The 12686-nt window shown below is 59.3% G+C and carries 10 protein-coding genes (1 of these 10 only partly in view); 9 read left to right on the forward strand and 1 reads right to left on the reverse strand.

Features of this window, described 5'->3' with window-relative positions; all coding sequences use genetic code 11:
• Positions 1-42: 42 nt before the first annotated feature.
• The 6 genes from ABC336_RS19090 to ABC336_RS19115 all read left to right on the forward strand — a co-directional run bounded on the left by ABC336_RS19090 (position 43) and on the right by ABC336_RS19115 (position 8609).
• On the forward strand, positions 43-2562 hold the full coding sequence (locus ABC336_RS19090) for a U32 family peptidase (protein ID WP_413242562.1): 2520 nt from the start codon (positions 43-45) through the stop codon (positions 2560-2562).
• Entirely contained in the window at positions 2559-3293 is a 735-nt protein-coding gene (locus tag ABC336_RS19095; RefSeq protein ID WP_413240151.1) for a phospholipase D-like domain-containing protein, read from the forward strand. The genes ABC336_RS19090 and ABC336_RS19095 overlap by 4 nt, the downstream gene beginning before the upstream one ends.
• A 22-nt stretch (positions 3294-3315) precedes the next feature.
• Entirely contained in the window at positions 3316-4059 is a 744-nt protein-coding gene (locus ABC336_RS19100) for a phospholipase D-like domain-containing protein (RefSeq protein ID WP_413240152.1), read from the forward strand.
• A gap of 198 nt (positions 4060-4257) precedes the next feature.
• Positions 4258-6075 carry an AfsR/SARP family transcriptional regulator gene (locus ABC336_RS19105; RefSeq protein WP_413240153.1) on the forward strand — a complete coding sequence of 606 codons (1818 nt, stop codon included), beginning with the start codon at positions 4258-4260 and terminating at the stop codon, positions 6073-6075.
• Positions 6066-8168 carry an ATP-binding SpoIIE family protein phosphatase gene (locus ABC336_RS19110; RefSeq protein ID WP_413240154.1) on the forward strand — a complete coding sequence of 701 codons (2103 nt, stop codon included), beginning with the start codon at positions 6066-6068 and terminating at the stop codon, positions 8166-8168. Before ABC336_RS19105 ends, ABC336_RS19110 begins: the two co-directional genes overlap by 10 nt.
• 33 nt (positions 8169-8201) lie before the next feature.
• Complete coding sequence (locus ABC336_RS19115) at positions 8202-8609, forward strand: STAS domain-containing protein (RefSeq protein ID WP_413240155.1); 408 nt, start codon at positions 8202-8204, stop codon at positions 8607-8609.
• A 139-nt stretch (positions 8610-8748) separates the two neighbouring features.
• Here ABC336_RS19115 and ABC336_RS19120 read toward each other — a convergent pair whose 3' ends face one another.
• Positions 8749-9114: a hypothetical protein gene (locus ABC336_RS19120; RefSeq protein ID WP_413240156.1), complete on the reverse strand. Its 366-nt coding sequence runs from the start codon at positions 9112-9114 to the stop codon at positions 8749-8751.
• Between the two features lie 182 nt (positions 9115-9296).
• Here ABC336_RS19120 and pcrB point away from each other — a divergent pair, with 182 nt between their 5' ends.
• The 3 genes from pcrB to ligA form a co-directional block, all read left to right on the forward strand.
• On the forward strand, positions 9297-10007 hold the full coding sequence (gene pcrB / locus ABC336_RS19125) for a heptaprenylglyceryl phosphate synthase (RefSeq protein WP_413240157.1): 711 nt from the start codon (positions 9297-9299) through the stop codon (positions 10005-10007).
• Between the two features lie 95 nt (positions 10008-10102).
• Positions 10103-12460, forward strand: a complete 2358-nt coding sequence (gene pcrA / locus ABC336_RS19130; RefSeq protein WP_413240158.1) for a DNA helicase PcrA — start codon at positions 10103-10105, stop codon at positions 12458-12460.
• A 190-nt stretch (positions 12461-12650) separates the two neighbouring features.
• Positions 12651-12686: the start of an NAD-dependent DNA ligase LigA gene (ligA, locus tag ABC336_RS19135; RefSeq protein ID WP_413240159.1), read on the forward strand. Its footprint extends 1977 nt past the window's final position; only the first 36 of its 2013 coding nucleotides appear in the window; its start codon is at positions 12651-12653; its stop codon lies beyond the right edge, outside the window.

The following is a 12686-nucleotide window of genomic DNA, read 5'->3' on the forward strand; positions in this document are numbered from 1 at the left end:
TACCTGAAATGCAATCATGACAGGTCTGTTTGGAGGATAATGATGAAGACCTTAACAAGGCAAGATATCGAGCTGCTGGCTCCTGCGGGAGACTGGGAGTGCATGCGGGCCGCTGTCGCCAATGGCGCAGATGCGGTGTTTTTTGGTGTCGAGAAGTTCAACGCCCGGGCCAGGGCCAACAACTTTCGCAGCGACGAGCTGACGGAGATTATGGCGTTCCTGCACAGCTATGGGGTGAAGGGCTTCCTGACCTTCAATATATTGGTGTTTGAAGACGAGCTGGAGGATGCCAAGCGGCTGATCGCTTCCTGTATCGAGGCTGGCGTCGACGCGGTGATCGTCCAGGATCTCGGCCTCGTGCGGATGATCCGCGAGATGTCGCCGGACTTTCCGATTCATGGCTCCACCCAGATGACGATCACCTCGCCGGAGGCGGTCGAGTTCACCAAGCCGTTCGACATCGAGCGTGTCGTCCTGGGGCGGGAGAACAATCTGAAGCAGATCCGCAAGATCGGCGAGCAGGCGAAGCTGCCGATGGAAGTATTCGTCCATGGCGCGCTCTGCGTGTCCTACTCTGGACAGTGTCTGACCTCGGAGATGTGGGGCGGCCGCTCGGCCAACCGGGGCGAGTGCGCCCAGGCGTGCCGGCTGCCTTACGATCTGATGGTGGACGGGGCACACAAGCCGATGGGGGATGTGACTTATCTGCTGTCTCCGAAGGATCTGGCTGCGATCGACATCGTGCCGGAGCTGATCGAAGCGGGCGTGACCTCCTTCAAGATTGAGGGCAGGCTGAAGACGCCGGAGTACGTGGCCAATGTCGTCAGCAAATACCGCGCGGCCATCGACCGTTATTTTGCCGGCGACCGCTCCAAGCCCTCTGAAGTCGAAGTGCGGGAGCTGCAGCAGAGCTTCTCCCGGGGCTTCACGCACGGCTTCCTGGATGGCACCAACAATAAAATGCTGGTCGACGGCACGTTCCCCAAGAGCCGCGGCGTCTATCTGGGACGGGTAGAGCGCGTGCTGCGCGATGCGGTCGTCTGCCGGGTCGAAGCGCCGCTCAAGCGCGGCGACGGCATCGTCTTCGACGCCGGCGACCCGACCAAGAAGGAAGAGGGCGGCCGGGTCTATGATCTGCGCCGCCAGGGCGTCAAGCTGGACGGCGAAGCGCAGGAGGGGACCGTGCTGGAGCTGGTGCCGGGCCGGCAGGATGTCGATCTGCGGCGGGTGAAGCCCGGCGACCGGATCTGGAAGACCAATGATCCCGCGCTGGACAAGCGGTTGCGCCAGAGCTTCGAGACGGACAAGCCATATCGCGTCTTCCCGCTGCATGTAAGATTGAGCGGCGCGGCGGGCCAGCCGCTGCGCAGCTGGTGGACGGACGTCGAGAAAGGGACGACTGTCGAGGTGACGAGCGAGCTGGAACTCGAGACCGCCCAGAAGCGTCCTCTCGATGAGACGCTGCTGCAGGAGCAGCTGGGACGACTGGGTGGTACGCTCTACCAGCTGGAGCAGTTGGAGATCCATCTGGGCGGCGAGGTCATCCTGCCGATCCGCGAGCTTAACCGGATGCGTCGGGAAGCGGTGGAGCAGCTCTCCGGAGAACGGCCCAAGCCGCCAGTCTACATCACCTATCCTGATGCGGACGTTCATGAGCCGCCGTTGCGGCAGCCCGGAACGTCGCAGGAGCCGCCGCAGCTGACAGCGCTGTGCCGCAGTCTGGAGCAAGTGGAAGCGGCGGCAGCGGCCGGTGTCGGTTTGATCTACGCCGATTTTGAATTCATCAAGCAGTTCCCCGCAGCTGTCGAGGCTGCGCGCAAGGCGGGCCGCCAGATCGCGCTGGTCACGCCGCGCATTCATATGCCCGGGGAGAACGGCTACCATAACAATATTCTTAAGCTGCAGCCGGATGCGGTGCTGGTGCGCAATACGGGTGCTCTGTATTTCTACATGCGGGCCAAAGCTGAGGCAGAACGCGAGGGCCGCGGCGCTTCGTTCCCGCAGCTGATCGGCGACTTCTCGCTCAACATCGCCAATCACAAAACGGCGGATCTGTTCGTGGAGGCCGGCTGCGAGCGGGTGACGCCATCCTACGATCTCAATATCCAACAGATGATCGATATGCTGGGCCATGCGGACACCTCGCGGATGGAGATCGTGCTGCATCAGCATCTGCCGATGTTCCATACGGAGCACTGCGTATACTGCACGTTCCTCAGCGAAGGGACCGACTTCACCAATTGCGGCCGGCCATGCGAGGAGCATGACGTCTCCCTGCAGGACCGGATCGGCATGTCTCACCCCGTACGGGTAGACGAGGGCTGCCGCAATACGGTGTACAATGCCGTCGAGCAGTCGGGGGCCGAGTATGTGCAGCATTTCCTGGAGCTGGGCGTGCGTTCGTACCGGATCGAATTCCTGGAAGAATCGGCTGAGAAAGTGACGGAAGTGCTCGCGCTCTACAATGATGCACTGCAGGGCAGGATCAATGGCTCGCAAGTATGGCGCAAGCTCAAAGCGACCAACCAGCTTGGTGTCACACGCGGCCAACTCGTCAAATGATCGCCACGCCGAAACGTCATAGCGGAGCGCAGCGCAGGCGATGGCTGGGCTGGACCAATCTTGTTCTCCTGATCAGTCTGCTCATGCTGCTGCTCTCTGTCGTCGCCCTCTACCATACGTCCAAGCCGCTGCCCCCGGGTGCGTCTTATGACAGCGGCTGGTATGAGGCGGCGGGGGATGATGTGGAGCTGCTCTACAACCTGTCGTACCCGACTCCGGAAGGGGTTGGGTTCGAAGAGCAGATCTACAGCGCTTGGTACGAGACGGTTGCCGAAGCGGAGTCTTGGATCGTCCTCGACATGTTCCTGTTCAACGGGTATATCAATGAAGGGCAGTCTTTCCCAGCGCTCAGCAGCGAACTGACGGACCGGATATTGGCGCGGATGGCGGAGCAGCCGGAGCTCCAGGTTGTCGTTATCTCCGATGAGATCAATACGACCTACGGCTCCCATGAAGCCGAGGAATTCGAACGACTCCGTGAGGCAGGCGCGTACGTCACGATATCTGATACCGACGCGCTGCGGGATTCCAATCCGCTCTACAGCTCCATCTACCGGACATTCATCGGCTGGTTCGGTCAGTCTGGCCGGGGATGGCTGCCCAACCTGCTCTCCGACACGGCGCCCAAGGTAACTGCACGCTCTTATCTGAGGCTGCTGAACGTCAAGGCCAACCACCGCAAAGTGCTGCTGACCGAGAACCGGGATCGTCACCTCGGCCAATGCCCATGAGGCCAGTTATTATAACAGCAACATGGCGGTTCGCTTCAGCGGGAGCCTGCTCACAGAGGCGCTGGAAGCGGAGCTGGCCGTAATCCGATACTCTGGCGACACCGTACCGGAACTGGCGCTGCCGCAACGCAGAGGGACGGCAGGACCATTGTCCGGGGAGCCGTCCGGTGACACAGTCGGTGTACGCTGGGTAACAGAAGGCAAGATCAAGGAAGGCACGCTGGCCATGATCGCAGGAGCCAGTCCCGGGGAGCGGTTATGGCTGGGGATGTTTTATCTGGCAGACCGCGAGGTGATCGACGCGATCGTCGAAGCCGCGCAGCGCGGCGTCGATGTCAGGCTCATCCTCGATCCCAACGAGAATGCCTTCGGCCAGCAAAAGATCGGTCTGCCGAACCGGCCGGTCGCAGCCGAGCTGCTGGAGCGGGTGCCGCAAGGATTGGAGCTGCGCTGGTACAATACTACCGAGGAACAGTACCATATCAAGACGCTGCTGATCGAAGGCCGCGAGCGAAGCCTGTTGACGACCGGCTCCACCAACTATACCCGCCGCAATCTCGCTGATCTTAATCTGGAGGCCAACATTGAAGTGAGCGCTCCCAATGATACGGTTGTCATGCAGAGCGCAATCGCCCATTTCGAGAGGCTATGGCACAATGCCGATGCCGAGTTTACGCTGCCCTACGAGGCGTATGAAGAGAAGCTTCCATGGGTAAAGCAGACGTTGTACCGGTTTCAAAAGTTTTTTGCATTTACAACATACTAGATTGGTTTTCCTCTGCCGACTCGTCAACGGGTCGGTTTTTTCTTGCATTCGACAGCAAACATTTGGTAATAGCAGGAATCGACAAGGGTGAACGAGAAGGTTATACATACCGATAAAGAAATAAAGAGAGCTTCTGAACAAAAGGGCGGGAAGCGTTCATCCACCGGATAAAAATAAACAAGCAAGAGGTATCTTCCAATGAACAAACCTAGCGAAACAACGACATCGATCAATTGGGGCCGACTTGTGCTGGAGCTGGAACAGCAATATCTCGCTGGCAAGCTGCCGGAAAGGGAGGCCTACGCCGTGCTGCCTGCTTCGATCCGGCAGACTTCGCCGCTGCTGCTGCGTGTCGAGTGCATCCGCTTGCTGGCGGAAGGGGAAACGCGAGAAGCGGCGGAGCAACTGTCAATGGCTGTCAAAGGCTTTGCAGCCCAGAGCAATGAACGGGAGATGCTCTCGATGATGGGACTGCTGGCGCTGCTGTACACGCAGATTGGCGGCACGCCGGAGAACCGGACGGTACTTGACTTTCTGCAGGAGGAGTATGATCGGACACCAGGCCAGTGCAGCGGCTTCGTGCTGTGGGCGCTTGCACGTCAAGGCGGGACCTCGGGGGAGGCTGACCATCACAAGCGATGGGAGCAGGCGGACATTCGGTACCGGGAAGCGGCTGCCCGTTTTGCGGACGCCGGTGAACCTATCTGGTTTGCCGGATTGCTGCTCGACCGATGGGTGTATGACGCCGATAGCTTCCGGGACTCGGTGGCATGGGAGCGGTGGCTGGAGCTGCTGCGTCAATGGTCGACGCTGTATCCGTTATGCGGCCAGGCCTATCTGCTGCTGAGGGATGATGGCGCCGAGTCTTCAGAGTATGACCAGCTGCAGGAGAGCGCCAGTCTGCCGGAGGGAGAGGAAGAGGGACTGCCCGGCCGTTTTCATATCCTGGCGCAAGCGATCAGTCATCCAGAGAGTCCTGTCACCGGTACGGAGAAGTTCAGTCATGATGCTGAGGTCCAGCTGTTCGTGATGCCTGGCGAGCTAGATGAGATCGTGGCAGCGGATAATGAGCATAACGCGGCTGCCTGGCTGCGCAAGGCGATGAGGCTGTCCCGGTCGATCGGTTCGCCGGCAGCCTTCAGGCTGGCAGAGCGTCTGTCCCGGACGCTGCAGGAGCGGCGGCCGGACTGGGGCGCGCTGACCGAGGAGCAATCCGCGGCTTCGGCCACGATAGCGCCTGCGAGGGAAGAGGCCGTGGACCAAGCAGCAGCGGCGCAGGCTACGATGCAAGTGCAGCTGTTCTCGGGGTTGCGATTCACAACCGGGGCTGGCGAAGAGATCGAGCTCAAGTGGAAGCGGCGCAAAGCGCGGGAGCTCTTCATCTACCTGCTCCTGCAGCCAGGGTACCGGGCGATGAGAGAGATCATCCTGGAGCAGGTATTCGGCGAGGGGGAAGCGGCCAAGCTGGCTAACCATCTGTATGTTTCGCTGCATGAGCTCAGACATATGCTCAAAGCCAGCGGGTGGGAAGGTGCCGTCTATGTGCGCGGCGGCGTCATCGGCATCGAGGAGTCGTGCGTTGGCGTGATCGATGCCGAGCAATATCAGGCGCTCACTCGTGTCGGAGACCAGCTGTGGGCTGACGACCGTGAAGCGGCGGTCAAGCTCTACTTGGATGCTGCCAAACTCTATGGTCCGTTTGGCAGCGACTTGCCCTATGCCGAATGGCTGGAACGGTGGCGGGCTCAGCTCCTTGATAGACAGACGCTAACGGTAAAGCGATTGGTGGAGTATTACGGGGAATGGGAAGACAAGACCCGTACCGAGCATTGGCTCAATGAGTGGATTGCGCTGCGGCCGGATCATGAGGAGGCCTATCAGGCGATGATACGCTTCTGGAAAGGGCTCGGCCATGAAGCCGAAGCGATCAGCTGGTACCGGCGGCTGGAGAGGATCTGCGAGGAGGATCTGGCTACCGTGCCGCTCGAAGAGACCAGGCGACTTTTATGGCCATAAGAGCGTCTATGTGCAGCGCACTGATGCGCAAGCTGATGACGGTCTATGCGGCTGCCCTGCTGTTCGGGGCGGGTGTGCGGTATCTGGAGGTGTGGTGGCTGCGTCACGAAGCCGTAGTCGGACAGCGATCCGGGAGCCTGGCGATGGCTGGAGTCCTGCTGGCGATCTGGCTGCTCCTCTCCGCGTACACCTGCTGGCGTCTTGTGCCGCTGATCAGGCAGTGCCGCCGACAGCCTACGCAAAAGGCCAGAGAAACCGCCATCACTAGATTGTTGACGCTTCCTTATGAAGTATTCGTCGGGTTGACGATGCTGTCGGCGGCGGTGTCCGTCACGCTGCATGGCAGTCAACTCGTATATGGTCAAGGCGGCTGGCGCTCCTGGAGCCGGCAAGAGCTGCTGGACAAATTTCAGCTGGTGCTGGGGGAGACCGGTCTTGGTCTGACGGTAGGCATCGTCTTGTACGTGCTGATCCGTCGCAGCGCGCGCCCGTTTATCCTGCAGCTTGAGCCGCTGCGGCTGAGCGGAGCGGGCAGGGCGACGATCATCGGACCGTTGATCGTCACCTATGCCGGTACGTTTCTGGTTGCGATCCTGAATCTGCTGCAGTTTGTCATCGTATCGGATCATCGCGGCCATGGGATGGACTCGAGCGCCTTTGCCGCTTCGTCGCTGTTTTATTTTGTCTTCGGCATGACGATGCTCAGCGTGATCGCCCTCGAGTTCAGAAGGGATCTGCGGGGGATGATCCGCAGCATCCGGGAGCTGGTCCGCGGACAGCGGGAACGGGGGCGGCTGATGGATAAGATGCCGGTCATCTCCCGGGATGAGGCGGGAGAGCTGGCATTGGCGTTCAATGAGCTGAGAGAGAAGATCGGCCAAGAGTACGAGGAGCTCGAAAAGGAGCTGAAGCTGGCTTATAATATCCAGCAGCGCTTGCTGCCGCCAGGAGATATTACGGTCGGCCCGTTTCGCATCTTCTCCTGGAGCAGGTCGGAGCGGGAGGTTGGCGGCGATTTGTGCGATGTAGTCGCTCTGGATGAATCGCGAACCGCCATCGTCATCGGCGATGTCTCCGGCAAAGGCATGCCTGCAGCCTTAGTCATGTCTGCCGTCATCGTCCTGTTCCGTTCCGAGATCAAACGCGGCGGCAGCGTGGACGAGGTGCTCCAGCGCATCAATAAACAGCTGTGCGATGCACTGGGCGGGGAGAGCTATGTCTCGCTTGGCATCGGACTGGTGGATACGGAGCGGCATACACTGGCCTACGCCAGCGCGGGTCACCTGTCGCCTTATTACATCGCCGCCGGGGCGCCGCCTCTGCAGTTGGAGGGCTCTTCGCTGCCGATCGGCTTTGATCCGGACACGCGGTATGAAGGCGTGGAGCTCTCGCTGCAGCCCGGGGACCGCTTCGTCCTGTATACGGACGGGATGGTAGAGCTGCGCAATGGGGCCGGCGAGCTGTTCGGGTTCGAGAGGCTGGAGCGCGAGCTAGCCGGCTGGGAGCCAGGGGTGCCGCTTGCTCAGCTGGTCGATGGTCTGCTCAAGCAGATGGACAGCTATGGCGGGGACCGGGAGCAGGACGATCGCACTGTCGTCGTTCTGCAGATGCAGACGGCACAGGCTGCCACAGGAGGAGCCAGCATAACCTTGATGGATGGCGGGCAGTTGGTCTGGCAGTGGAGTCTGCCTGCCGAACATGGCTGCGAGCGGGAAGTGCTGGCAGAACTGGAGAAGCTGATCCTGGAAGCCTGGCCGCAGACCGTCAGGCTGGACGACATGAAGAGCGCCCTAGCCGAAGCGATCATCAATGCGGCTGAACATGGCAATCAGCTCGACGCCGCCCGGCTGATCCGTGTCAGGGCGCAGATCGGCACACATCTGATCGTGTACCGCGTCTATGACCGGGGCTCCGGCTTTGATGCTTCGGCGCTCGACCGTGAAGAGCTGTACGACACGGATCGCTGTGAGCATGAGGATCCTCGAGGATGGGGGCTCATGCTGATCGACGGGCTGACGGACTATTGGGAGACGGGACGGGACAAGGATGGATTTTATGTGGAGCTGTTTTTCCTGAAATACAAGAAAGGGTAAGGGGTAAATGATACGGGAGGAGAGGTGGGAGAGATGGAGCAGCTTTTTACAGTGGAGGAGCGGATGACCGGGGATGCGGTGATCCTGGATCTGCGAGGGGAGCTGAACAAGCCAGCCGAGACTGTGCTGCTAGGCAGTCGCATTTGGGAGGACGGACTGGATCAGGGGCGGAGCTTTCTTATATTAAATTTGCAAAATATAAACTATATTAACAGCGGCGGGATGGCGGTGCTTATCCGACTTGCGAGGGCAGGCAAGAAGGGCAAGTACCACACGTTTGCTTACGGTGTATCCATGCACTATCAGAAGCTGTTCAGGATGGTCGGGCTCACCGAATATTTGATGATATATCCTGATGAAGAGACGGTCATGCAGCGTATAGCAGCACTTCGCGAAGCCGAGCGGGGTGGAGATGATGGCAGTGCTCCCGAATCAGAATAAGTGTGTGAATATGCAAAAAAACCGAAGTTCTATTCAGAATAGAGTTTCGGTTTTTTTGCAAATATTAAGTGGGTTATGATCCGCTCTAAGCACCAATATGGGGCTTGAAGAGATGCGTTGGTGGAGTTTATCTAAACCCTCAGGTGTCTCTTCCTTCATATCCCGGATGATTGTAATCCGTCTCTTTAAGCTCTTCGAGGATGTTCATGCCGCGGATATGCGTCTTCGTTTCCTCAGTGCCCACCCGGTAAATGGCCCGATACACCTCCAGCAGCTGATCGGTAAATTCATTTTGTGCCGAGTCGTGGTCGGCGGATTTATAAGGGATCGGCGTGCGGAGCGCAGTCGTCTCATCATTGCTTTGCTCTTGGTCCAGAACGGCCTGGAGTTCGGCAAGCTCCTCTTCGTTGGCTTCGATGGTCAGCTGCTCTCCTTTGGAGGGCTGGGTCTCGATAGCATTGCCGGATACGGATACATAGTACAGTTTTCTGTCATTGGCGATCATAATGGCGTCCTCCTCAATAGATCGTGCTCATCTTCTATTAATATTGTTACCACCGGCGGGGCGGGCTCAAACAGCAACAAGGGCGGCATGGGGGCTTAGGGGGCGCGTTCGGGAGGCAAATTGACACGTGATCGGGGGTGACATAGACTGGAGAAAATGAGCAAGCTGGCGGAGGAATGGCAATGTACAGAGAGCGGTATGAAGAGTGGCGGCATGTGTTCAAGCTGGACCCGGACCGGGAGATCGACGATGCGAAACTGGACGCGTTGTGCATGTCGGGGACCGATGCAGTGATCGTAGGGGGATCCAGCGGAGTCACTTTCGAGAAAGTAGTGGAGCTGCTGTCCCGGATCCGTCGTTACGAGGTGCCTTGCGCGCTGGAGGTGTCGGATCTCGAAGCGGCGGTGCCGGGCTTTGATCTGTATCTGATCCCGATGGTGCTTAACACTGCTCGCACCGAGTGGATGACCGGCAAGCAGATCGAAGGGCTGCAGGCTTACGGCTCCTACATCCCTTGGGACAGCACGGCAGCCGAGGGCTATCTGATCCTGAACGCGGAAGCGGAAGCGGCTCGTCTGACGGGTGCCGATTGCGGACTTGACGCTGCTGCGGTGCTGGCCCATGTGCGCCTGGCCGATCGATTGATGCGGCTGCCGATCGTATACCTCGAGTACAGCGGGACATTCGGCGATATGGAGCTGGTCCGTGCGGCCTCGGCGCTCGTGACGCAAGCGAGGCTGTTCTACGGCGGCGGCATCGATGATCCGGCCAAAGCAAGCGCGGCTGCCGCAGCGGCGCATACGGTTATCGTTGGCAATGTGATCTATGACCATCTGGAAGCCGCGCTGGAGACGGTGCAGGCTGTTCGGGACACGGCTTTTGCCCGCGTTTGATTCCTGGAATTGCAGGTGCCGGAGACATTGACAGAGGTGGGCAGGAGGACTAGACTGGAATCAGGCGAACAAACGCGAACAAAGGAGCACGGTTGATGTTTAAATCCATAGATATAGACCAAGCTGTCAGCAAGCTCAATGAACGGCAGCGCGAGGCCGTCAAGGCAACGGATGGTCCGCTCTTGATCATGGCCGGTGCGGGCAGCGGCAAGACCCGGGTGCTGACCCACCGGATCGCATACCTGATCGAGAAGCGCCGGGTGGCTCCGTGGAGCATCCTGGCTATCACTTTTACCAACAAAGCCGCGCGCGAGATGCAGGAGCGTGTCTCCTCGCTGATCGGCGGGATGGGCGGAGATGTGTGGGTGTCGACCTTTCACTCGATGTGCGTCAGACTGCTGCGCAAGGACATCGACCGGATCGGCTACGGCTCCAGCTTCTCGATCCTCGATTCGAGCGATCAGCTGTCAGTCATCCGCGGGATTATGAAGGATCAGAATATCGATACCAAGAAATTCGAGCCCAAGGGGATCCAGGCCGTCATCAGCAGTGCCAAGAACGAGCTGATCCCCCCTGACCGTTACGAGCAGAAGGTCGGCGACTACTATCAGCAGATTGTGGCCAATGTGTACTCGGCTTACCAGAAACGGCTCAAGGCGAACAACTCGCTCGACTTCGACGATCTGATCATGAAGACGATCCAGCTCTTCACCGAAGTGCCGGAGGTGCTGGAGTTCTACCAGAACAAGTTTCGCTACATTCATGTCGACGAATATCAGGATACGAACCGGGCGCAGTACATGCTCTGCAACATGCTGGCGGACAAGCATCATAATCTGTGCGTCGTCGGCGACAGCGACCAGTCTATCTACCGGTGGCGCGGCGCAGACATTACGAATATTCTGAACTTCGAGGAGGACTATCCCGAAGCCACGACGATCCTGCTGGAGCAGAATTACCGTTCATCCTCCAATATCCTCAATGCCGCCAATGCCGTCATCGGGCAGAACACGGGACGCAAGCCCAAGAAGCTGTGGACCGACCGGGGCGAAGGCGATCCGATCACCGTCTATATGGGCGATTCGGAGCATGACGAGGGTTATTTCGTTACCTCGGAGATCCAGAAGAACAAACGAACAGGCCGCAAATATGCTGATCATGCGATTCTGTACCGCACCAATGCGCAGTCTCGCGTCATCGAGGAAATCCTCATCAAGTCGGAGATTCCTTATCAGATCGTAGGCGGCATCAAGTTCTACGACCGCAAGGAGATCAAAGACCTGCTGGCATACCTGAGGCTGATCTCCAATCCGGATGACGATATCTCGCTGCTGCGGATCGTCAATGTCCCCAAGCGCGGCATCGGCGACACCACGATGGGCAAGCTGGCGGCTGAGGCTGCACAGCGGGGGATCTCGATCTTTGCCCTGCTCGATCAGCTGGACTGGCTCGATGTCAGCTCGCGGGCGCGCACCGCGCTGGCGGCGTTTAAGAAGATGCTGGACGATCTAACCCGGATGGTGGATTATCTGTCAGTGACCGAGTTAACGGAGAAGATGCTGGAGATGTCCGAGTACAAGCTGGAGCTGCAACGGGAGAATACGCTGGAGTCCAAGGCCCGTCTGGAGAATATCGACGAGTTCCTCTCGGTGACGATGGAGTTCGAGAACCGCAACGAGGATAAGACGCTTGTCGCGTTCCTGACCGATCTGGCCTTGATCGCGGACATTGATACGATGGACAAGACGGAGGATGCCGAAGCGGACAACTCCGACAATGTGGTGCTGATGACGATGCACAGCGCCAAAGGGCTGGAATTCCCGGTCGTCTTCATCATAGGCATGGAGGAGGGCGTGTTCCCGCACAGCCGCGCCTTCTCCGACAACGAAGAGCTGGAGGAGGAGCGGCGGCTGGCCTATGTCGGCATCACCCGTGCCGAGCAGCAGCTGTTCCTGACGTGCGCGCGCATGCGTACGTTGTTCGGGCGCACCAGCGCCAATGCGCCGTCGCGCTTCCTGGAGGAGGTGCCGGAGGAACTCAAGGCCCCCGGTACCAGTACCAGCGGCGGCATCCGCGCGGGCTTTGGCGCCCGCCGCAGCTATGCGCAGGAACCCGCGACAGGCTTCGGGTACCGGGGGGCGGGCGGGCGCAGCCCGTCAGGCTCGCCGTCAGGCCGCCCTGGATTTGGGGCGGCAGCGGCCGGAGCAGGCGGCAGCACGGTGCGCGTGACGACCGGCGGGGCGGCTGCTGCGGCATCCGGCTCGGCAGCTGCGGCTGGCGGGGCCGGAGCAGGCTTTGGTGTCGGCGACAAAGTGTCGCACGGCAAGTGGGGTACCGGCACGGTGGTTTCCGTCAAGGGCGAGGGCAACGATATGGAGCTTCAGATCGCCTTCCCTGCGCCGGTCGGCGTCAAGCGGCTGCTAGCTGCCTTCGCACCCGTAACCAAAGTGTAATTATGAGCGGATGGCTGAAAACCGACCTTTTTGAACTTTAACTTGGACTACTACTGCACATACTAAAGATACGAGCCACGATTGCGACCGGTGGCCGGCGTAGAGCCGGCGCCGGCCGTCTTGGCTTTCATACATAATATTGATGGGAGTTGCAGAATCACTATTCGAGGCGAGAGGACGGTCGTTCATAATGGAGCATGTGCTTCAAAGGATGGAAGAGCTGGTC

Source organism: Paenibacillus jepli (genome assembly GCF_047238105.1).
In the GTDB taxonomy this organism is placed as follows: domain Bacteria; phylum Bacillota; class Bacilli; order Paenibacillales; family Paenibacillaceae; genus Paenibacillus_D.

Bases quoted from the DNA above. Each gene is read 5' to 3' on its own strand.
- ABC336_RS19105 (WP_413240153.1), top strand. From the start codon at position 4,258: ATGAACAAACCTAGCGAAACAACGACATCGATCAATTGGGGCCGACTT.
- ABC336_RS19090 (WP_413242562.1), top strand. From the start codon at position 43: ATGAAGACCTTAACAAGGCAAGATATCGAGCTGCTGGCTCCTGCGGGA.
- pcrB (WP_413240157.1), top strand. From the start codon at position 9,297: ATGTACAGAGAGCGGTATGAAGAGTGGCGGCATGTGTTCAAGCTGGAC.
- ABC336_RS19095 (WP_413240151.1), top strand. From the start codon at position 2,559: ATGATCGCCACGCCGAAACGTCATAGCGGAGCGCAGCGCAGGCGATGG.
- pcrA (WP_413240158.1), top strand. From the start codon at position 10,103: ATGTTTAAATCCATAGATATAGACCAAGCTGTCAGCAAGCTCAATGAA.
- ABC336_RS19115 (WP_413240155.1), top strand. From the start codon at position 8,202: ATGGAGCAGCTTTTTACAGTGGAGGAGCGGATGACCGGGGATGCGGTG.
- ABC336_RS19110 (WP_413240154.1), top strand. From the start codon at position 6,066: ATGGCCATAAGAGCGTCTATGTGCAGCGCACTGATGCGCAAGCTGATG.
- ABC336_RS19120 (WP_413240156.1), bottom strand. From the start codon at position 9,114: ATGATCGCCAATGACAGAAAACTGTACTATGTATCCGTATCCGGCAAT.
- ABC336_RS19100 (WP_413240152.1), top strand. From the start codon at position 3,316: ATGGCGGTTCGCTTCAGCGGGAGCCTGCTCACAGAGGCGCTGGAAGCG.